Raw genomic sequence first — 19,811 nt, 5'->3', positions numbered from 1 at the left:
ACCCCGGGCATAACGAGTGCACAACACCCGCCGCGCGTGGCGCGAAAAGCGCTGCGCGAATCGCACCTGCCTGCGATTATCGGTTCGCTTCACCGAACCTCCACATCGTGCCACGCAGGTGAAGCACCAGGGCCAAGGCGACCGGACCCCTATCCTTGTCCCGGCAGCCCCACCCCACCCACCCGGGCCACCAGGCCCGAGGCCACCACCGGCCCCCGTAGCTCAGCGGATAGAGCAGGTGCCTTCTAAGCACTTGGCCGCAGGTTCGAGTCCTGCCGGGGGCGCAACACCGGGACCCTCCTTCGGGAGGGTCCTTTTTGCTGGTCAGGGGCGGTTTTCGGTCCGGGGGTAGGGGCGCCGGGGGCGGCCCGTGGATGGCTTGATCTGTCCGGCTGAAACCGGCCAAGGGCGGCCTCCGGCGACCGTTCGGCCCGAAAATGGCCCGAAGTTTTAGGCCGCCCACTGCCCGCTTCACTCCGCCCCACTCGCTCTTCCCTGTCGGTCAACCCCGGGCCGGACGACCGTCAGTCGTCCCTCGACTCCCGCGGGCAGGCAGGAACGCTGCACGGGGTACGGCGAGGCGAGCGAGGAGGCGAAGATCGCGACGAGGTCATGCGGCACGCTGCTGCTGAAGGTGGTGCACCACAGGTACGGATCCCCGACGACGGGCTCCGCCCACGCCTGCCAGCCGAACCTTCCGGGCCGCGGGTCGGCATCGCGGACGAGCAGGGGCACCTCCTCCAAGGAGATGCCGGCCGAGAGTCCGGGAGCGAGGGCAGCCGTGTGCGGACGGTCGATGTCGCGAGCCCACCCCTGGGCGCAGACCGCCGCTACGACGGTCTCGGGACTGTCGAAGGAGCCCGCCGGTTCCGAGCGGGCGTCGAGGGCGAGAAGGAAGTCGGTCAGCGCCTCATGGGGGACGCCGGCGGTGAAGTACGCGTTCCATTCCGCCAGCGCGCTGGTCGGACGGGTCCGGGCCGAGACCTGCCAGGCAACCGGAAGGTATCCCAGTTCGAAGGAGCAGGCGGCGCGCGTCCACTCGGCGCCGCACAGCCCGTCGGGGCTTGTGTAGAGGAGGGTGTCACGGGCGGTCGGCCACATCCGCCAGCCTGCGGACGTGAGGACCACGCCCACCTGGTCGGCGAGAGCCTCGTCGTCGCCTGCCAGGTGGCGAGGGGTGACCCAGTAGATCGGGTCGGGGAGGAAGGAGTCATCGTGGTGCTGCCGGTACAGGGCGCCTCCATGCGGCTGAGGTTCTGGGCGGTCGTCTACGTTGACATGGCCGCAGGGACGTCTCCAGTCCCTCGGGCTTCTTCCCTGTCCGCCTCCGGCGAACTGGCACGGCAGAAGGGCCCGGCCGCAGCCGAGCCCCTCTGATCCGGTATCGCGGCCCTCTCAGCGCCTGTCGGCTGTGGGCGTGATGATCCGCCGCATGACCACCTGGCTCGCCAGCACCGGCTTCGCCCGCTACGCGCTCATCCCAGAGGCGCTGTTTCCGACATGGGAAGGGACCGAGGCGGACGAGGTGATCGACGAGTACGTGGCGGCCCTGCGCCTGGCCGGTACGCAGCGACGCCCCGGCCAGGCCAGATCCTCTCCTACCCTCGGTTCATCTAGCGCTTGGGGAGCAGGGAGTTGAGTCGCGTGAACAGCTGGTCGGCGCGCGTGATCGTTGCCGCGTCGATGCGCGGGGCGAGCGCTGCCTGTTCGCGGAGGAGAACGGCAGCCGGCTTGTAGTGGTTGAACCGAGTGGCAATCTTGCGCTTCTTGAACACCGTCTCGATCTGCCGGACGACGCGGGGGTCCTTGGCGTTGAGTTCCGCGGTGTCGATCGGGGTGGTGAGCTGGTCCGCGTAGGCACGGTTGACGAGGTCGAGGTAGAAGTCGCGGTCGAACAGGTCCTCGACATCTGCATCACCCGTGCCGGTGAACTCGCTGATCTCGACGAGGCCGTTCTTGGCAAGCTGGTCGTTGTCCCGGAGGCGCTGGACGGCCCCGACGTCCTTGGTGCTGGAGTCGACAAGGACGGCGACGTTCAGCTTGTTCGCGCCCAGCAGGGTCACGAAGGTAGACAGCTTGCCGGAGCCACCGATGGGGGTCTTCACCCAGCGAGGATCGAGTCCGGTGGAGCCGTTTGCCTCGGCGACGTCGGTGAGGACATCGAGGTAGATCAGGTCGCTCGGGCCTTCGAGGAGCAGGGTGTGCTCGCCCACAAACAGCGTCTGGGTCATCTCGACACCCATCGCGGTCAGGAGCGGGAAGGCGGTGTCCTCGTCGGCCTTGAAGATCTCCGAGGAGACCTTCGCTCCGCCGCGCTCCAAGTCCATGACCGTCCTGACCCTCTGGAGGTTGTCGGGGTCGACCATGAACGGGGAGTGGGTGGTATAGAGGACCTGGTGCTTGGGGGCAAGGCGCTCGTCGATGAGACGGAGCAGGTCCTCCTGGGCCCGGCCATGAAGGGACAAGCCGGGCTCGTCCAGGAGGAGAATCAGGTCAGCGCTGCCCGCCGCTTCCAGCTCGTTGAAGTAGGCGAGGAACGAGAAGAACCACACGAAGCCGCGGGACCGCTCGTCGAACGGCACCGAGGCGCGGTGCCGGGTGTTGAAGACGCGGACCTGGAGGATCGGTCCCTCATCGAAGGGCGGCAGGGCTCCGGTCTCAGGGGCCAAGACCTTCAGCTGCACTTCCAGCTCGGTGTTCTGCGACCAGTAGTCGAAGACCTCGTCCGAGATGACATTGCCGGAGTTCTCCAGTTCCCGGATGAGCCGTTCGTGCTGGTCGGAGTCCTGGAACTCCTCCGGCGAAACTCCCGCCATGTCCAGCAGGCTCAGCAGAGCCCGCTCACCGCGCGTGATATCTCCGGACGCTCGCCGCCGGATCAGATCGGGCAGGGCGACCTTGCCCGGCATCGTGTCGTAGTCCGCGAAGTAGACGAACTTCGGCATCGACGGGCTGGCGTACTGGTCGATGAGGTGACACCCGAGACTGCCGTTGCGCCAGCCGCGGATGCGGTCGGCCAGCGCGGTGGCGTCGGACGGAAGCTCATCCAGTTCGTCGAAGGCATCGAGGAGGTCCGCGACGGTCTTCGCACTCCCGAGGGCCTTGGCGGCTGCAGCCGGAAGGTCCAGGGCGGAGCGCAGGTGGTTGACGACCTCGGACTCGTCGTGGGAGAAGGTGAAGGTCTTGGTGTTGTCGCGGTAGCCGATGACGACGTCGAACTCGGGGCTCTTCATGGCCTTGGGGCCGAGCTCCTCCGCGATGGCCTTCATCTCCGCGTCGTCGAAGCGGAACGTGGCCCGGACCACGGGGATCTTCTGGCCGGCCGGGATCTGCTTCCGCTCGCGGGTCTTGCGGGCGGGGAAGTCGACCACCTCGTCGAAGGTGGCGGCCTCCACGGGGTTGAGCCGGAAGAGCGCCTGGAGGAGGGTCGTCTTGCCCGACTCGTTCTTCCCGACGAGGCAGGTGACGTCTTCCTCGATGTCGAATATGTCGGAGTCTTCGACGGACCGGTAGTTGGTGATGTGTGCCTTGATCAGGTGCATCTTGCCTGGTGGGTCCTTCCTCACGTGTGCGAGAGGCCCGGCGTGCCAGGTCGAGAGGCGGTGGTCACAACGGCGCGACACTGGGTGCCTTCGGCGTTGCGTTCGAGGTATGTTCCAGATGCCAATCAGGAGAGACCCCGGTGCCCGTCGACCTCGACGCCGCCGGGGTCCTCTTTGAGCTAGATCTGAGGGTAGCGCCCGCCTCTGACAACTCCGCTCGATTTGTCTCCCTGTGGCCTCACCGTGCTACAGGCCGCGGTTGGGTCGGGAGGCCCCGGAGGTTGTCGGGCCTCTCGGCCAGCTGAAGGCGGAGCTGGCGGTTCTCCATCACGACCTAGTGCAGTGCGCCGACGCGTACCTCGTTGTCGGCCTTGAGCCGGTCGTTCTCCTTCAGCGCTTCGGCTCGGAGTTCCACGACCTCAGCCACCACGCCGCGCACCGGAGGCAGCCCTGGGAGCCGGGGAGCGGACGCCTGCGGGGAGTGTCTGGGGTCCTTCGATGCGTCGCTGGAGCTCGGCGATCTGGCCGGTGATGCAGCGGGCGTAGGTGGAGAGCAGGACAGGGACGCTGTTGCCCGCCCAGTCGGCGACCTGGGCGGGCGGGATGCCGTTGTTGAGCCAGGTCGTGAGACAGGTGTGGCGGAGGTCGTACACGCGCTTGCCGACGGGCGACTTGAACTCGTGCTCGGGCAGGACGGCCTCGCGGGCCTTGCTCCAGGCCCGCCGGTAGACGGAGCCGGCGAGGAGGCCGCCCTTCTCGCCGGGGAAGAGGAGATCGCCGGGCTTGAGTTCGTCGCGGGCGAGGAGGGCACGGAGGATCACGACCAGGGCTGGGTGGACGGGGACGGTACGGGTGTCGCCGGCCGCCCGGCCCTTGAGGTCGCGGGTCTCGTGGACCTCACCGTCGTCGGTCCAGTGGCTGCCGACCTCGGGTTCGGCGGTGTGGACGCGGAGCTCGCCCCAGCCGCTCGCCGGGAGGATGGCGTCCTCGACTCGTAGCGCGACCGATTCCTCAGGGCGCAGCCCTGCGTAGTAGAGGGTCGCGAAGAACGCCATGAGCCGGTGGCCGGTGCGGGGGCGGGCGGCGATCCAGGTGAGCAGGGCGGCCACTTGGTGGGGGTTGAGGAGGGAGCGCTTGTCGACGGCGCCGGACGTCCTCGGGGCGGTGTTCTCGCCCTTGCCCTTGGGCATGGGGTTGGACTGGAGGACGTTCTGGCGGACGGCGTAGTTCAGGACGACGTTCAGGATGCGGCGGTAGCGTTTGGCCGAGCTGGCGGCGGCCTGTGTGCCGTCGAGCATGGTGTCGAGGGCCTGGAGGACAGCGTCGACGTGCTTGCTGTCCTCCCAGGCGCTCATCGGCAGCGAGTTGCGGCGGACCCACGCCAGGATCGCGCGGTACTCAGGCGGGGCTTCGTCCCGGCGGTTCTTGTTGAAGGCGTACTCGCGCAGCGCCTTGCGGACGTCGACGCCCTCGTACTGGACGGGCTCGGTCCGCAGGAGCGCGAGCGTGGCCTTGGTCAGGGCCTTGGCGGTGCTGATGCGGTTGTTCGCCGAGATGCGGGGCCACTTCATGTCGACGTACTGGAGGGCGAAGTCGTACCAGGTGGTCCCGGCCGCCGGTGCCGCGTGGGAGACCGGCCGGCCGGTGTTCTGGTCGAAGGGCTCGCCGTTGTTGGCGGCGACGAGGAGGGTGGCGCGGAAGGAGTCTGCGGCAGCGCTCGTCTTGAAGGTCTCTCCGTGGCGCTGACCGTTGACCGACCAGCGCACGGTGTAGGTGGTGCCGCGCTTCCCCTTGTAGACCTCGGTCGTACGGAACCGGACCTTGTAGGACCGATTGGTCACGCAGCGGCCTCACAGTCGGTGAGCCAGTTCTCCAGGTCGCTGCGGCGGACGCGCAGGCTGCCGTTTGGGAGTTTCACGCAGCGGGGCGCGCGTCCTTTCTGGCGCCAGTCGTAGAAGGTCGACCGGGAAATCCGGAGTTCTTCACAGAGCTCGTCGACGGTGAGCTTTTCTTCGGAGCGGCGAGTGGCGGTTATCGGGGGTCGGCGCAAGGTGTCTCCTCCGGGAAAAGGGCATGGCTCTGGCAGGGACCGGTACGACGGGCGTTCCGGGACGCACAATGATCCGGAGAATCCCCGGTTTCCCTAACCGGGGATCGTCGGCTATATTTCGCCCGCTCCGACCGCCCCTGGGGGTGCGAGGGCGCCGGTGAGGAGGGCCTGCGGGGCGATTCCGAGGGCTGTGGCGATGGCGACGAGGTCGTCGATGTCGCAGCGGCGGACGGTGCGTTCGATGCGGGAGAGCGCGGTGAAGGTCATGGGGCGGCCCAGTGCGGTGACGCGGGCGGCGAGCTGGCGCTGGGAGTAGCCGCGGGCGGTGCGGGTGCGTTCGATGGCGTGGGCGGCGGCGTGTCCGGCGGGTCCGATGGCGAGGGGTCGTGGCGGCATGGGTGGTGTTGTAGCTTGCGCGCCGGCCGGTCCGGAAGGGTTTTCCTGTCTGCCGTGAGCGATGCGAATCATCCGGCGATTTTCGGTGGCGATTTCGGTGACCGGGAATTCGGCCCTACAGTTGCGGGACTCGCTGAGGCGGCATGCCGACGGGCTGTACGGAATTCCAGTGCAAAGTCTGGACTTCTGCGCACCAGGTGTGGCTGTGTTGGCCATGCACCCGGCGCCGCCGGATTCCCCTGCCCTCCCCTGAAAGGTGGTCGATCGCCATCGCCCGTATCCGCACCATCAAGCCCGAGGCGTTCTCGTCCGAGTCCCTGGCGGCGGTGTCGCTGTCCGCCGAGCGGACCTTCTTCGGGCTGCTCACCCAGGCCGACGACCAGGGCCGGTTTCGCGACCAGGCCGCCGTCATCGCCGGCCAGCTGTGGTCGCTGCGCCGCGAGCACGGGCCGGAGGCGGTCGAGGACGACCTGATCCAGCTCGACGGCGCCGGGCTGATCTGCCGGTACGAGGGCGGGGACGGCAAGCGGTACCTGCACATCGTCACCTTCGCCCAGCACCAGAAGATCAACCGGCCCAGCGGCGTCCGCACTCCCCCGTGCCCGCACCACGATCTCGGGATTCCGCGCGAGCCCTCACCGCAGACGCAGGGAGCCCTCGCGGAGTCCTCCGCGACTGGTCCGGGAGGACTCACGGAGCCCTCCGTGAACGTCGAATCCGCAGGTCAGAGCCGGTTCATTGAACACTCGCCGCAGCCGCACGGAGGGCTCACCGAGCCCTCCGTGAGCCCTCACCGTCCGGATCTAGGACCTAGGAACAGGGATCTAGGATCTACCCCGTTGGGGGGCGCCAGCGCCCCCGCGCCCCAGCCGGTCTCGGCGCAGGACCTGATCGGCGAGTACGCCGCCGCGTGCCCCCATCGCCCGCCGCAGGACGTGCTCAACCACCTCGGCCGCGAGGTGAAGAAGCTCCTCGCCGAGGGCATCTCCCCGGACCACATCCGCGCCGGCCTCGCCCGCCACCGCGCCAAGGGCCTGCACCCCAGCACCCTGCCCAGCCTCGTGCACGAGGCCATGAACGCTGTCCCGGCCGCCACCGCTCCCCACCAGCCGTGGACCAACCCGACCGACACCGCTGCCGCCTACGGAGGTGAACTCTGACCGCCACCCTCGCCCGCGATCCGCAGCAGCCCGCCCGGATCACCAGCCGCCTCGGCGACATCCTGGCCCGGCGCGGCATCGCCCCCGACACCGCCGCCCAGGAGCCGGTACCCGAGCCGGTCACCGCACTGGAACTGGCCGAAGCCCGTATCCCCGCCCGCTTCCGGCACGCCCTCGCCGACCATCCCCAGGTCACCGCCTGGGCGGACGAGATCGCCCGCACCGGACGCCGCGGCCCCGCCGGCGCCCCGGGCATCGCGGAAGGTCCCTCGCTGCGGATCGTCGGCCCGACCGGCACCGGCAAGACCCACCAGGCCTACGGCGCCATCCGCACCCTGCTCGCCGCCGGAGTCCGCCTGCGCTGGGAAGCCATCACCGCCGCCGACCTGTACGCCCGGCTGCGCCCACGTCCCGGGATCGACAGCGAACGCGACCTGCAGAGCCTGATGCGCTGCCCGCTGCTGCTCCTGGACGACCTCGGTGCGGCGAAGACCAGCGAGTGGACCGAGGAGCTGACCTACCGGCTGATCAACCACCGGTACGAGCACCTGCGCCCCACCCTGATCACCAGCAACCTCACCACCGACACCCTGCGGGCGGCCCTGGGCGACCGTGTCGCCTCCCGCCTGGCCCAGATGACCGAGCGCGTCACCCTCGACGGCGACGACCGCCGCCGCACCAGACCCGCCGCCTGACACCCGCCGCCTGACACCCGCCGCCACACCGCGGCGCCCCCCCTCTCCCAGCGTCCGTCCACCTCGACGGCCGCCTCGCCCCCTGCCCTTGGAGCATCCCCGCTTGACCTCGCCCTCCCCTGCCCCGCACCCCACCGACCGGTACGTCCTCCTCGCCGCCGGTGCCGTGATCATCGCCCTCACCGCCGTCTCTTTCTGGCTCTCCTACGCCCACCTCGCCGAGGTCGCCGCAGACCACGGCCTCGGCAACTCCCCCGCCCGCATGTGGGCCTGGCCCGCCACCCTCGACGCCTTCGTCGTCGCCGGCGAACTCCTCATGCTCCGCGCCGGCCTGCACCGCAAGCCCGACTGGTGGGCCATCGCCCTCACCGCCACCGGCTCCCTCGGCTCCATCGCCCTCAACGTCGCAGGCGTCACCGGCACCCGCGACCCCGGCGATGTCCCCGTCCTCGACTACGTCGTCGCCGCCGTACCCCCGACCGCAGCCCTCCTCGCCTTCGGCGTCCTCATGCGCCAGATCCACCAGCACCTCGCGCAGCCGAACCGTGAGATCGGCCCCGGCCGTCTCCGGGTCACCGGACCTGCGGTGGCCGGGCAACCGCGGGAAGGGAACCGCCCCCGACCGCACCCCGTCCCCACCCCGTCCGCCGCCGAAGGCCCCGACCGCACCACCGAGGCAGCTGCCGACGACAAGCCCCCGGTACGCCCGCGCAAGGTCGGCCGCCCTCCGACCGGAGAACTCGACGAGTTCGTCCGGATCGTCGAGCAGATGGAGGGCAAGCAGACCCGGGAAACCATCCGGGCAACCCTCCGCGCCATCGGCCAAACCATCAGCAACGAGCGGCTCACGGAACTCCAGGAGCTCCGCGGCGGGACGTCTCCCAAGGGGCCGTCCGAAACCCCTGAGGACCACTGACCGGAAATAACCGCAGGTCAACCCGATTCCGGTCGGTCCGGGTCACCCCAACCCGGACCGACCGGCCCGTCCTCTCCGCATTTCCGGACAGCCTCCAGCCCCGTCGAGACGTCCACGAAGCACGGACCTCCCCCTCCCGCCGCCCCACCGAAGGATCCCCACATGACACCCGCCCTCCAACGCCCCACCCGTACCTCGACGATCCCGCCCCAGCCGAACGACCGGCCCACACCGCCGCAGGAGCCCACCGCCACTGCCCCGGGCGGAGCAAGTTGGGGCGGAAGCATCGCTTCCGCTGTACCCGCCCCCGAGGGGACGGGAGAGGACCCGCACCAAAGGGCGCAGGTCCTGGAGGCTTCGCCCGAGGGCGGACCGAAGCCGGGGGAAGAGCAGAAGCCGAAGCCGCGCCGTCGTGAGCGCCGTGCCCGCCAGCGCCCGCGTCAGCCGCCTGCGAAGAAGCGCCGTCACCAGCACGCGACGCGCTTCAACGACGACGAGTACGCGCTCGTCGCCACCGCCGCCGCCCACTGCGACTTGACCGTCGCCGGTTTCCTCGCCCGTGCCGCCCTTGCCGCAGCCCGCGACCTCGACCGCGCCCGTACCGAGATCGCCACCGAGCGCGACATCCTCACCGCCCTGTTCGACAGCCGACGCAAGCTCGGCTGGGCCGGCAGCAATCTCAACCAGGCCGTGAAGGCTCTCAACTCCGGCGTGAACACACCGCAGCTGGAAGAGACCGTCGCGGCGGTACGCCGAGCCGCCGACTCGGTGCACGCCGCCTCGACCGTCATCCTCGAACGTCAGCAGGCATCGTGATCCCCAGCACCGGCCCACCCGGCGGGCCGGACCATCAGCGTGCCCGCCTGCCTCTACGGAGCGGCCCAGCTCCCGCTGGGCCGCTGTACAGCATGCCGACGACCGCATCCGCATCACGGCCACCCTCGTGTACGAGGACGGCAGCCGACCCGACGACACATCGGTCACCTTCCCAAGAGACCTGTGCTCCTACCGTCCAGCAGCTCCAACGCCTCCTCCCACCGGAAACGGTCCGCACCCCCGCCCGCCTTCGGCCGGTGAGGCTCGTACGACCCGACCAGCACGCCCATCTCCCGCAGCTGGTCCAGGCTCCGGCCGTACGCCGGGTGTGCGGCCATGGCGGCGTTCACGTACGGCAGGACGACCGTCGGGATGTCCATCCCGTGCGCCTCGCACAGGATGCCCAGGGCCAGAGTGTCGGCGATGCCGGCGGCCCACTTGTTAATCGTGTTGAAGGTGGCCGGCGCGACGGCGATGGCGTCGGCGGGCGGAAGCGGACGCGCGTCGCCCGGCCTGCGCCAGGCCGATCGGATCGGGTAGCCCGTCTGGGCCTCGACCGCCTCGGTGTCGAGGAAGCCGAGGCCCTGTGGTGTGGCTACGACGCCGACGCCCCAGCCCTGCTCCTGCGCGGCGGTGATCAGCTTGTGGGCGTCGCCCGCGATGCCGGCGGCGCAGACGACGACGTACAGGAACGGCTGTGCGGTCACGCGGGGACTCCCAGTCGGCGGCTGAAGTGGTGGAGCTCGGGCAGCGTACGTCGCCGATCGCGGGCGGCCATGTCGGCGACCAGGTCACGGACGGCGGGACGGCGTACGTCCTGGGCGGCACAGGTCTCAGCGATGCGAAGGGCCTGGTAGCCCTCGGAGAGGCGGCCCTGCTGGTTGTAGGCGCGGGCGGCCTCGACCCACAGCGCCGCCCGGCGTTCGGGGACGGGGATGTGACGACGCATGAGGGGCGCGGCGGTGTTGAGGGCGATGCCAGCGTCGCCGAAGGCCACGGAAGCGCTCACCGCGTGGAGGGCGACGTTCGTGGGGCTGAAGTTGGCCCAGGCGTCGGGGCGGTCGAGTGCGACGTAGCGGGCGATGTCCCGTGCCTCGTCGAGGAATTCGCGGGTGGCGGCACGGTCGCCGGCCGTGCTGGCGGCAGTCACGCCTCTCAGGAGAAGGAGTCCTACTGCCGCGAGGTAGCGCGGGGAGCGTTGGTCGTATGAGCCTGCGAGCTGTCCTGCGGTGTGCCGGACCAGGGTGACGGCCTGGGCGGTGTGCTTCTCGCGGGTCAGGACGTGGGCGTGGACGCGAACGCTGGAGGCGAGAACGACGGGGTCGCCACAGCGTTCTGCTTCGGCCATGGCACGACCCACGGCGAGCCAGGCGTTGCCGTGGTCTCCCTGCTTGAGCAGCAAACTTGTGGAGGTCTGGTAGGCGGTGGCGAGGAGCCCGGCCATCGCCGCGTCGCCGTGGTGATCGCCGCCCGCAGCTTCGCGCAGGTCGGCGATGAGGCTGGGAAGAGTTGCCTCCAGCGCTGCGTAGTCGCAGGTATAGAAGAGGCGCCGGGCTACGGCGATCCGTGATTCCAGGGACTCCTTGTCCATGCCGTCCACTCGGGCGGAAGCCATGCGTGGGCTGGGGAGGAGTGCGCGGACGAGGTCGTCGTGGGCAGCCGTGGCAGGTGCGGTGGGGGCCGCGAGGGACGCGATGCTCGCGGCGAGGAAGGTGCGGCGGCGCATGTCTTCTGTCTCGGGATCGTCTGTCGGTTCTGCGGACGGGCTGGGGCCGCTCAGGCCGAGGAGGTGGAGTGGGATGCCGAGTTCGGCGGCGACGGCGCGTAAGACCCGGGTGTCCTCCGTGCCCCGTCCGCTCTCCAGGCGGCTGATCTTCGACTGGTGGTAGCCGAGCGCGATGGCGACATCTGCCTGCGAACGACTGGTGCGCAGGCGAGCCCGTTTGATCGTCTCACCGATCTTCTCGGCTTCGGTCTTCACGTCTGCCATCCATGCCCTTCCGTCCGCGTCGAGCATGCCCCTGGAACGCAGGGTAGGCGAGTCGTATGAGCGCTTCATGCAGCTTCTGCATGAACGATGCAGTACAGGCACAGGCCGTCGCGAAGTGTGCTGGCGGCGCTGTTCCTTGGGGTGGTCGATCCGACTTCTGGAGGCCGCTCGTGGAAGCGCACCAGCTCATCTTCTCCCTCCCGCCGAGTCCGGCCGCCGTGCCCGTGGCACGACGCCAGGTACGGGAGGCCATAGCCGCCTGGCCGGCGGTGCCCGCGGCGTCGGAAGCCGTCCACACGGCCGAGCTGGTCGTCAGCGAGCTCGTCACGAACGCGGTCCGTTACGCCGGTCATCAGCCGATCAGCGTCGTAACCCAGCTCTCCGACGCGGTTCTGCGGGTGGAGGTCAGCGACGCGAGCCCCACTCTGCCGACGGCCGCACTGCCGGACGAGGACAGCGAGGGCGGACGCGGGCTCTTCCTGGTCGGCGTGCTCGCGGACCGCTTCGGTACGGCGCCGACGGGCTCTGGCAAGTGCTGCTGGGCCGAGATCGACGTCGCCGGCGCATCCCCGACCAGATCCGCCTCCGCCTTATCCGTTCCCACGCAGAGGAGTTGTACGTGAGTACCCACGTCCCCGCCGTTACGTCCCAGGTGATAGCGATCCGGCCCGGCCGGCCCCTCGCCGGTGCCGTGACGGTCGACGGTTCGAAGAACGCCGCGCTCCCGCTCATCGCGGCTGCCGCAGCTCTCCTTCGCCCCGTACGTCTCGACAACGTCCCCGCCAGCTCCGACGTCCAGACCCTGCTGGACCTGCTGCGGCAGGCGGGATGGAACACCGCCCATTCGGTCGGTGACAGCCGCACCGTCCTCGTCCTCCCCGGCGAGGCGGCCCCGAAGGCCAACGGGCTCGACGAGGACGCTTCCAGCATCCGGGCCTCGTACTACCTCGTCCCCGCCCTGATCGCCCTGTGCGGTCGAGCCGGGCTCCCCTGGCCCGGCGGTTGCCGGATCGGCGACCGCGGGATGGAGCAGCACTTCAAGGTGTACGAAGCCTTCGGCGACCGCGTCCGCGTGGACGATCGCGGGTACGTGGTCGAAGCCGGCAAGGCGGTCCCTGGCACGGTGTCGCTGGCCCTGCCGTTCCGCTCGCGCGGGGCGACGATCGCCGCGGTCCTGCGTGCCGTGGTCGCAGGTGCGCCACTGCGGCTCGGGCAGCCGAACCTCTCCCCGGAGGTCCTCTGCGTTCTGGACGCTCTGACGGCCGTGGGGTACGCGTACCGTGCGGGCGAGCGCGTCCTCACGCTCGCACCGCCATCTTCGATCTCAGGGGACGCGCCCGTCTGGAAAGTGCCGGGAGACAAGATCGAGGCCGGAACCCTGGCCTGTGCCGTGGCCGCCACCGGCGGCACCGCGCGGATCGAGGGCGTCCACGGATCTGACATCGGTCCGCTGATCGCGGCGCTGAACCGGATGGGCATCCCCACGGCCGAGGAGACCGAGGCGCTGGCCGTCCACGGTCGGGACACTCAGCCGACCGGTCGGCCCCTCCGGGCCATGGCCACCCTCGCCCCCAACGGCCTCGACGCCGACTTCGAACCACCGCTGCTCGGGCTCGCCCTGGGCTTCCCCGGCACGCACCTGTTCTCGGACCCGATCAACCCCGGGCGCCACAGCAACCTCATCCCCCAGCTCGTCCGCATGGGCGGGGAGATCACCGAACTGTCCTCGACCGAATGCCGCTTCACCGGCCCCCAGAGGCTGACGGGTGCCGGAGTGGAGGCGACCGACATCCGCACGGGTTCCGCGCTGATGGTCGCCGGCCTCACTGCCCGTGGCGTCACCACGCTCGGCGGGGTCGACCAGATCCGCCGCGGCCACGCCGACCTGCCCGGCAAGCTCCTCGCCCTCGGCGCCGACATCTGCGAGGTCACCCCATGACCGCAGCCAGACACCTCCGCCGGATCATCGCCACCACCGACTTCCACTCGGCCTTCGACGACGCCGTACCGATGCTCACGCACCTGCACGCCAGAAGGCACGACAGCCTCGTCGTCGACTGCGGGGACTTCTTCGAGGGCACGGGCTACTACCGGCTCGGACAGGGCCGCATCGAGCGGGACGTCCTGGTCCGCCTCTACGACGCCGTCGCCCCTGGCAACCACGGCTGGGTCCACCACTTCGAGTCCGACCTCCATGGCATCACGGTGTGCGCGAACGCCGTGGACGCCGAGACCGGCAATCCGCTATTCCGTCCGGCCCACCTCGTGAATGTCGGCACCCGCCGCGTCGCCGTCACGGGCGTCATCGGTCCCCAGGCGTTCAACGCCATCCCCGCCGACCAGCGCGCCGGACACCGTGTCACCGAACCGGTCCAGGCACTGCGCGAGCTGATGCTGACCCATCACCACCAGGCCGACTCCTGGGTGGTGCTCAGCCACTCCGGGTTCGACGAGGATCTCAAGCTGGCTGCTGCCTGCCCGTTCCTGGACGTCGTCTTCGCCGGGCACTGCCACAGCGAGCGGCCGGGCCCGGTGCCCGTGGGAGACACGCTCGTCCTCAAGGGGCGTGAACTCGCGGCCGGGTACGCGCTGGCCGAGCCCGTGGGCGCCGGCTGGGCAGCCCGGGTGGACTCCTTCCCGCCTACAGCCGACCTCCCCCGAGAACTCGCCCCCGTACGGGAGGCCATCGACGCCATCCGCGAGGAGCTGCGCACGCCGCTTGGTCCGCTCCGGGCCCCGTACGCGAACGGCCTGCTCGACCGTCGCGCCCTGCTCACCGACGTCGCCGGCCGCCTCCACGACGGTCTGGGCGCCGAAGCCGTCCTGCTGAACGAGACCGCACTTCGGTCTCCCAGATTGGGGACCGTACTCACGCAGGGCGACCTCCTGGCCATCGAGCCCTTCAACAACGAGCTCGTACACGCCCACGTACCCGAGCGCTTCCTCGCAGACCCGGCGGCCCTCCTCGCCCACCTCACCGAGCAGGCGGGCCCGGTCGTGTCCGCGCCCCGTCCCCTGCCCGACCGCCTGCCGACCGTGCTGACCACCGGCTATCTCGCCGACGCGTACCTCGGAGGCCGCACCCGGCAGGCCGGCGTCCGTCTCAGCCAGGCCGTGCAGCGCACGCTCACCGATGGAGAATCCCGATGATCCTCACCGGCCCCGAGATCACCCAGGCCACGGCCGACGGCCGCATCCGTATCTCCCCCTTCGAGCCGACGCAGGTGAACCCGAACAGCTACAACGTCCGTCTCGGCGGGACCCTGCTCACGTACACCGGACACGCCCTGGACGCCCACCGCCCGAACGCCACCGAGTCGATCGAGATCGGCCCGGACGGCTTCGAGCTCCAGCCCGGCCAGCTCTACCTCGGCCACACGATCGAGGAGGTCGGCTCGGACACCTTCGTGCCCCTGCTGTTCGGCCGCTCCTCGGTCGGCCGCCTCGGCCTGTTCGTCGAGATCACCGCTCCCATCGGGGACATCGGCTTCCACGGCCAGTGGACGCTCATGCTCTCCCCGATCCGGCCGCTGCGCGTGTACCCGGGCATGCGGATCGGACAGATCATGTTCTTCGTGTCGGTCGGCCCGGTGGCGCTATACGCGGGCAAGTACCAGTCGTCCGCCGGCCCCCAGCCCTCCGCGTACTGGCGCGACCTCGCCACCCTCGGGGCGGTGGCCTCGTGATCCTTACCGGCCCCGCCATCGCCGCCGCCAGAGCCGCCGGTGAGATCACCATCGAGCCGTACGAGCCGCGGAGAATCTCCCCCAACGCCTACGACTGGCGTCTCGGCGACACCCTGCGCTTCCACGACGGTTCCCTGGACGCGGCGAGACCGACCGACTTCCAGGAAGTGCCGATCCCCGAGGCCGGGTACGTGCTGCGGCCGGAGGTCCTCTACCTGGGGACGACGTACGAGCGGACCGGCTCGGAGGCATACGCGCAGTTCCTCAACGGCGACCGGACGATCGGCGCGCTCGGCATCTGGGTCCACGTCTCCGCTCCCCTCGGGCACCAGGGCCACGCCATCCGCTGGACCCTGGAGATCCGGGCGAGCCGACCGATCCGGGTCTACCCGCGCATGACCTTCGGGAAGCTGGTCTTCCTCCAGGCCCTCGGCGCCACTGCCAGCTACCAGAACCACGGCCTCAAATACCGGGCCAGCCAGGGCATCGAAACGTCCCGCCTCTACGAGGAGAACCCGGGAGGCCCCGCGTGAACCCCACCGTCGTCACCGCCCTCGACCTGCCGTTCCCGAGCCCCGGCGGAAGCGTCGAGCTCTTCCTGGACCTGTACACCGGCCGCGTTCCCCTCCTGCCAGCCCGCGCCTTCATGCTCGCGCCCGAGCACAGGGGCCCGCGGCCGCCCATTCCGACGGGGCTGGAGCTGGTGCAGGCGCCGGGAAAGTGCCTGACGGGGTACGCCTTCCGCCGCTACGTCGCCACCCTCCAGCGGCCCCTGGCCGAGGCAGTGGATCCGGGCGACGCCGGAGTCCTGCATCTGCAGCACCTGGCCTTCGGCGCCACACCTGCCCTGCTCAGAGCCTTCCCGAAGATCCCTCGGATCGCCCTGGTCCACGGGACCGACCTCCTCTTCGCCGAAACGCACCCCGATCAGTTGGCCACCCTGCGCGAGGCAACCTGGGCCGCCGACACGATCGTGGTGCCAACCGGCGCAATGGCAGACCGACTGCTCCTCCTCGCCCCCGACACCCGACGCCGCAAGATCGAGAAGATCCCCTGGGGCATCCCCGACCACCTCATCGCCGCCCCTCCCCCACGACGCCGAAACCAGCCCTCCAGCCACCTGCGGATCCTGTACGCCGGCCGCCTCACCCCCGAGAAGGGCTTCGACACCCTCCTCTCAGCTCTCCCGCTCACCCACTCCGCCGAGATGTCCATCGCCGCACCCCGAGCCGAATTCCACGCCCTCCGCCCCCGCCTCCACCAGCGCGGAGTACACGTCCACTACCTCGGCTGGCTGCGCCGGCCACAGCTCTGGAGGACCTTCGCCGACCACGACGTCCTCGTCATGCCCTCCACGACGCTGGAGGCCATGGGTCTCGTGGCGCTCGAAGCCCAGGCATGCGGCCTTCCCGTCCTCTACCAGCCCGTGCCCGGCCTCACCGAGGCATTGGGCGGCACAGGGCTCGCCACCGACTTCGCCGACCCGCACGCCGTCGCCCGCGAACTCGACCGCCTCCGCACCAGCCCCGGCCTCCTGCCGGCGCTCCGCGCGGCCGGCGCCACCAACGCGGCCCGCTTCCCCCTGGGCGCCACCGCCGCAGCCCTCGCCGAGCTCGGCAGGCGACTCGCTTGATCACCCGTGGCGCACCCCCACCAGGGCTGGCCGTCTCACTACGATCGGAACACCATGACGCTCGACATCCCGCGCATTGAGCAGCTCCTCCAGGACGGCGTCCGCGACCGGGTCTACCCCGGAGCCGTCTGGGCCGTCGGCAACGCCTCCGGTACGACGGCGAGCGGGGCGGTCGGCCTCCTCGACCCGACCCGTCCCGACGAGCCGATGCGGCTCGACACCGTCTTCGACATCGCCAGCCTCACCAAGATCATCGCCGTGTGGGCTGTCATCGGCACCCTCGTCGAGGAGGGCAAGCTCCAGCTCCACACCCCACTTGGCGCCTTCTGGCCTGAGGTCACCAGCCACCCGCTCGCCCAGGTCACCACCCACGAGCTCCTGACCCACACGGCCGGCCTGCCTCTACGCGCCAACCTCAAGAACCTGTACGGCACCGACCCCCAGGACATCCGCGACGGCGTCCTCCATGAGAGCCTCCATCGCGCCCCCAGCGAGGCCGTCGAGTACACCGACCGAGCCGCCCTGATCCTCGGCTACCTGGCCGAATACTTCTCTGGCCAACCTCTCGACCACCTGGCCGCAAGCCGAATCTGGGCTCCCCTCGGCATGACCGAGACCCGCTTCGGTCCCCTGCCCGCAGCCACGATCGCCCGCTGCGCCCCCACAGAACTCGACGAGGAAACCGGCACTCATCTCAAAGGCACCGCGCACGATTTCTCGGCCCGCCTCCTCGGCGGCACCTGTGGCATCGCCGGCGCCTTCTCCACCCTCACCGACCTCAGCCGCTTCCTCCAGCACATGCTCGCCCCGGCACAGGCCACCTTCGGCCCGACCTGGATCGCCGACTCCCTCCGCATCCAAACCGGCGAACTCACCCTCGCCCGCGGCCTCTTCTGGCACCCCGCACCCGGCACCGAGCTCCGCGATGACGTCTGGGTCCATTACGGCTTCACGGGCACAGGCATGTGGATCAGCCCGAAGCAGCAACGCTGGGCAGCTCTTCTCACGAACAAGCTCTACTACACCCGCGACCGTGAGCCACTGACTGGCGTCAGGAACACCTTCCGAACCGCCGCCCTTTCCTGACCTGAACACAACGATGCAGTGCCCACGTACCGCTACGCACACTTCGAGTCCCCTTCCCGTTCAGGTGGGCTGAGTAGCGGGAAGTCGCAGTCGCCGACCGACGGCCGAACCGCTACCAGCATCGCCGTGCCCGTGGAAGCCGCTTGGGGGCCAGCCCCCTCCCGACGGGGACTTTCGGTGTGCTTGGCGGCTGTTACTCGGCCGAGCCCTGCTGTATCCGCTGGCGTGCCTTCTCGTAGAACCTATTCGCCATCGGGGTGTCGGTGGAGGTAATGCGTACGTAGTCGGCGCTCAGCTCTCGGGTTCTGGCTTCGAGGACCGTCAGGTCGGAGGCTTCGGTCATGAGGCTGATCTCGGTGTCAGCGCGGTGCTTGAGCGCAGTGTAGGCACGAGCGGACGCGAGATGGTCAGCGGCCGTCTTTGGCGAGCCCAGGAAGGCTGCGGTGGCCGCGATCGCTCCGGCAACGGCGCCAAGCCCGCTGAAAAAAACTTCGGGCCCGACCTTGACCGCGACCAGGAAGCCGGAGACGGCGGCCACACAGGCAGGGATGAACACCATCAGCCGTCCCCACTTCTCGGCGCTCTTGGCCGCTTCGAAGTAGCCCTGAGCGGTGTAGAGGCAGTTGCTCTGGATGCGCTTCAGCTCGGTCTCAATGCTCACGAACTGCGTGTCAGAAGTAGACATGGGGTCCAATCCGGGGCGGTCTTATGTACGGGTCAGTAGCAAGGAATTTACAGAGCCATTCCATGCCGGCGACGGAGGCCATGATCTCGTTGCGGTAGCGCGTAGAGAGGTAGCCGGCCTCGTACAATGCGACGAGTACGGCACGTCGGACGGCGACACTGGTTTCTCCCTCGAAGCGATGGCGCAGCAACTGGCCCTCGGCAGTAGATGCATACTGACCGACGTAACGGGCGGCGAACTCGCGGGCATAGTCAACCCGGTTGCGGTCCCCGAGAATATCCCACGCCGCTTCTTTCGCTCGTTCATCTTTGAAGCCCATGGCGATGAAGTAGCGCAGGACGCGCTGCTCAATCAGAGGGTGGGCGGCGCTGCGACTGGAGTGCAGGAAATGGACCAGGGCACTTTCAACCTCGGAGGCTCTGGATTTGGCCGCATTGAGGTACTTGAACACGTGCGTGATGGCGTGTGGGAGATGAGTGAGATTATCCAGGCACCAGCCGACCGCGCGATCATCTCTAAGCCAGCGGAGCTGGCCGAGGACAAAGCGGACCTGGTTACCATTGAACTTTCCCTCTTTGACAATCTCATCGAAGTAGGTAACGAGATCTTCCCGAGCGCGAGGGCGTCCGTGTCTGATAGCACTAGCCAGGGAGTCGTGACGGATGTCGGTTTCACGTTCCCGGGCGTCCTGAGGGTCGAGAATGACGGTCTTACTGGAGGAAACAGAGAGCCTCCTGGATCGCAGTTGGCTGTTCACTCCGAGGAAGAGATCGCGCAGCTCACTCCAGTCGGGATGGAAGACCTTGATGTCGTCGGAATAGCGCAGGAACCGGGCGCGGTTCTGGGCCAAGTAGGAATCAACAGGGGCGAGGTAGAGATTGGCGAGTATGCCTGAGGCGTCCGGCCCTTGAGGCAGCCCCCAAGCGTGATTGATGGTCTGAAACCGGGTAAGGAAGGCGATGATGTACCTGGCAGCCTGACCGTCACCACCGAGCGCTTCTAGATCGTCTCCGAGGATGGCTACGTCGATGTGCTCGTAGAAGGCCGCGATATCAAGGTAGTCCGCATCGCTCTCTGGTGGTGTCTGGCCTGCGTCCTCTGCTTCGGCCGTGGACGTCTGCCCGGCCGCATCGGCAGCGTTCGAGGGGGCGACGTG

At 69.3% G+C, this 19,811-nt stretch carries 21 protein-coding genes and 1 tRNA gene; 13 read left to right on the top strand and 9 right to left on the bottom strand.

Annotated elements, in window-relative coordinates; genetic code table 11:
• Positions 1-211 precede the first annotated feature (211 nt).
• A tRNA-Arg gene (locus ACF1ED_RS19290) sits at positions 212-284 on the top strand.
• Positions 285-471: 187 nt separating this feature from the next.
• Here ACF1ED_RS19290 and ACF1ED_RS19285 read toward each other — a convergent pair.
• Positions 472-1,191 (bottom strand): DUF317 domain-containing protein, encoded by a 720-nt coding sequence (locus ACF1ED_RS19285; RefSeq protein ID WP_391762395.1) that lies wholly within the window; start codon positions 1,189-1,191, stop codon positions 472-474.
• Positions 1,192-1,432: 241 nt separating this feature from the next.
• On the opposite strand from ACF1ED_RS19285, the gene ACF1ED_RS19280 reads away from it, so the two are divergent.
• On the top strand, positions 1,433-1,639 hold the full coding sequence (locus ACF1ED_RS19280; protein WP_391761943.1) for a hypothetical protein: 207 nt from the start codon (positions 1,433-1,435) through the stop codon (positions 1,637-1,639).
• Here the strand turns inward: ACF1ED_RS19280 and ACF1ED_RS19275 are convergent.
• The 4 genes from ACF1ED_RS19275 to ACF1ED_RS19260 form a co-directional block, all read right to left on the bottom strand.
• On the bottom strand, positions 1,614-3,542 hold the full coding sequence (locus tag ACF1ED_RS19275; RefSeq protein ID WP_391761941.1) for an ATP-dependent endonuclease: 1,929 nt from the start codon (positions 3,540-3,542) through the stop codon (positions 1,614-1,616). The two genes, ACF1ED_RS19280 and ACF1ED_RS19275, sit on opposite strands and share 26 nt — an antisense overlap.
• Before the next feature lie 419 nt (positions 3,543-3,961).
• Positions 3,962-5,383: a tyrosine-type recombinase/integrase gene (locus ACF1ED_RS19270; RefSeq protein ID WP_391761939.1), complete on the bottom strand. Its 1,422-nt coding sequence runs from the start codon at positions 5,381-5,383 to the stop codon at positions 3,962-3,964.
• Entirely contained in the window at positions 5,380-5,592 is a 213-nt protein-coding gene (locus tag ACF1ED_RS19265) for a helix-turn-helix transcriptional regulator (RefSeq protein ID WP_391761937.1), read from the bottom strand. Before ACF1ED_RS19265 ends, ACF1ED_RS19270 begins: the two co-directional genes overlap by 4 nt.
• A 111-nt stretch (positions 5,593-5,703) precedes the next feature.
• Positions 5,704-5,988, bottom strand: coding sequence for a helix-turn-helix domain-containing protein (locus ACF1ED_RS19260; protein ID WP_391761935.1), 285 nt, complete (start codon positions 5,986-5,988; stop codon positions 5,704-5,706).
• A gap of 269 nt (positions 5,989-6,257) precedes the next feature.
• Between ACF1ED_RS19260 and ACF1ED_RS19255 the strand changes: the two genes are divergently transcribed.
• From ACF1ED_RS19255 to ACF1ED_RS19240, 4 genes are all read left to right on the top strand, one after another.
• Positions 6,258-7,148, top strand: coding sequence for a hypothetical protein (locus tag ACF1ED_RS19255; protein WP_391762393.1), 891 nt, complete (start codon positions 6,258-6,260; stop codon positions 7,146-7,148).
• Positions 7,145-7,843, top strand: coding sequence for an ATP-binding protein (locus ACF1ED_RS19250; protein WP_391762391.1), 699 nt, complete (start codon positions 7,145-7,147; stop codon positions 7,841-7,843). Before ACF1ED_RS19255 ends, ACF1ED_RS19250 begins: the two co-directional genes overlap by 4 nt.
• Before the next feature lie 103 nt (positions 7,844-7,946).
• Positions 7,947-8,759, top strand: a complete 813-nt coding sequence (locus ACF1ED_RS19245; RefSeq protein WP_391761933.1) for a DUF2637 domain-containing protein — start codon at positions 7,947-7,949, stop codon at positions 8,757-8,759.
• A 162-nt stretch (positions 8,760-8,921) separates the two neighbouring features.
• Positions 8,922-9,575 carry a hypothetical protein gene (locus tag ACF1ED_RS19240; protein WP_391761931.1) on the top strand — a complete coding sequence of 218 codons (654 nt, stop codon included), beginning with the start codon at positions 8,922-8,924 and terminating at the stop codon, positions 9,573-9,575.
• Between the two features lie 164 nt (positions 9,576-9,739).
• Here ACF1ED_RS19240 and ACF1ED_RS19235 read toward each other — a convergent pair whose 3' ends face one another.
• Positions 9,740-10,282 (bottom strand): flavoprotein, encoded by a 543-nt coding sequence (locus ACF1ED_RS19235; RefSeq protein WP_391761929.1) that lies wholly within the window; start codon positions 10,280-10,282, stop codon positions 9,740-9,742.
• Positions 10,279-11,565, bottom strand: coding sequence for a helix-turn-helix domain-containing protein (locus ACF1ED_RS19230; protein ID WP_391761927.1), 1,287 nt, complete (start codon positions 11,563-11,565; stop codon positions 10,279-10,281). Before ACF1ED_RS19230 ends, ACF1ED_RS19235 begins: the two co-directional genes overlap by 4 nt.
• Positions 11,566-11,735: 170 nt before the next feature.
• Between ACF1ED_RS19230 and ACF1ED_RS19225 the strand changes: the two genes are divergently transcribed.
• Genes ACF1ED_RS19225 through ACF1ED_RS19195 form a run of 7 tightly spaced genes read left to right on the top strand, consistent with a single transcriptional unit; the run spans position 11,736 to position 17,970 of the window.
• A complete protein-coding gene (locus tag ACF1ED_RS19225) occupies positions 11,736-12,188 on the top strand; it encodes an ATP-binding protein (RefSeq protein ID WP_391761925.1) in 453 nt (150 codons plus the stop codon).
• Positions 12,185-13,504: a UDP-N-acetylglucosamine 1-carboxyvinyltransferase gene (locus tag ACF1ED_RS19220; RefSeq protein WP_391761923.1), complete on the top strand. Its 1,320-nt coding sequence runs from the start codon at positions 12,185-12,187 to the stop codon at positions 13,502-13,504. The genes ACF1ED_RS19225 and ACF1ED_RS19220 overlap by 4 nt, the downstream gene beginning before the upstream one ends.
• Positions 13,501-14,715 carry a metallophosphoesterase gene (locus ACF1ED_RS19215; RefSeq protein ID WP_391761921.1) on the top strand — a complete coding sequence of 405 codons (1,215 nt, stop codon included), beginning with the start codon at positions 13,501-13,503 and terminating at the stop codon, positions 14,713-14,715. The genes ACF1ED_RS19220 and ACF1ED_RS19215 overlap by 4 nt, the downstream gene beginning before the upstream one ends.
• The gene (gene dcd / locus ACF1ED_RS19210) at positions 14,712-15,251 is read left to right on the top strand and encodes a dCTP deaminase (RefSeq protein WP_391761919.1); all 540 of its coding nucleotides are present in this window, start codon (positions 14,712-14,714) and stop codon (positions 15,249-15,251) included. The genes ACF1ED_RS19215 and dcd overlap by 4 nt, the downstream gene beginning before the upstream one ends.
• A complete protein-coding gene (locus ACF1ED_RS19205) occupies positions 15,248-15,784 on the top strand; it encodes a deoxycytidine triphosphate deaminase (protein ID WP_391761917.1) in 537 nt (178 codons plus the stop codon). Before dcd ends, ACF1ED_RS19205 begins: the two co-directional genes overlap by 4 nt.
• Entirely contained in the window at positions 15,781-16,884 is a 1,104-nt protein-coding gene (locus ACF1ED_RS19200; RefSeq protein WP_391761915.1) for a glycosyltransferase family 4 protein, read from the top strand. Before ACF1ED_RS19205 ends, ACF1ED_RS19200 begins: the two co-directional genes overlap by 4 nt.
• Positions 16,885-16,938: 54 nt before the next feature.
• Positions 16,939-17,970: a serine hydrolase domain-containing protein gene (locus tag ACF1ED_RS19195; protein WP_391761913.1), complete on the top strand. Its 1,032-nt coding sequence runs from the start codon at positions 16,939-16,941 to the stop codon at positions 17,968-17,970.
• Between the two features lie 193 nt (positions 17,971-18,163).
• Here ACF1ED_RS19195 and ACF1ED_RS19190 read toward each other — a convergent pair whose 3' ends face one another.
• Together ACF1ED_RS19190 and ACF1ED_RS19185 are read right to left on the bottom strand one after the other, a co-directional pair.
• Complete coding sequence (locus ACF1ED_RS19190) at positions 18,164-18,631, bottom strand: SLATT domain-containing protein (RefSeq protein ID WP_391761911.1); 468 nt, start codon at positions 18,629-18,631, stop codon at positions 18,164-18,166.
• 10 nt (positions 18,632-18,641) lie between these two features.
• A partial coding sequence (locus tag ACF1ED_RS19185) for an RNA-directed DNA polymerase (RefSeq protein ID WP_391761909.1) occupies positions 18,642-19,811 on the bottom strand: 1,170 nt, incomplete at its 5' end.

Origin of the sequence: Streptomyces sp. NPDC014656, assembly GCF_043084305.1 — a bacterium.
Classification (GTDB): Bacteria; Actinomycetota; Actinomycetes; order Streptomycetales; family Streptomycetaceae; genus Streptomyces.
This window is presented reverse-complemented; position numbering and strand designations above follow the sequence as displayed.

Bases quoted from the DNA above. Each gene is read 5' to 3' on its own strand.
- ACF1ED_RS19280 (WP_391761943.1), top strand. From the start codon at position 1,433: ATGACCACCTGGCTCGCCAGCACCGGCTTCGCCCGCTACGCGCTCATC.
- ACF1ED_RS19275 (WP_391761941.1), bottom strand. From the start codon at position 3,542: ATGCACCTGATCAAGGCACACATCACCAACTACCGGTCCGTCGAAGAC.
- ACF1ED_RS19260 (WP_391761935.1), bottom strand. From the start codon at position 5,988: ATGCCGCCACGACCCCTCGCCATCGGACCCGCCGGACACGCCGCCGCC.
- ACF1ED_RS19240 (WP_391761931.1), top strand. From the start codon at position 8,922: ATGACACCCGCCCTCCAACGCCCCACCCGTACCTCGACGATCCCGCCC.
- ACF1ED_RS19230 (WP_391761927.1), bottom strand. From the start codon at position 11,565: ATGGCAGACGTGAAGACCGAAGCCGAGAAGATCGGTGAGACGATCAAA.
- ACF1ED_RS19215 (WP_391761921.1), top strand. From the start codon at position 13,501: ATGACCGCAGCCAGACACCTCCGCCGGATCATCGCCACCACCGACTTC.
- dcd (WP_391761919.1), top strand. From the start codon at position 14,712: ATGATCCTCACCGGCCCCGAGATCACCCAGGCCACGGCCGACGGCCGC.
- ACF1ED_RS19195 (WP_391761913.1), top strand. From the start codon at position 16,939: ATGACGCTCGACATCCCGCGCATTGAGCAGCTCCTCCAGGACGGCGTC.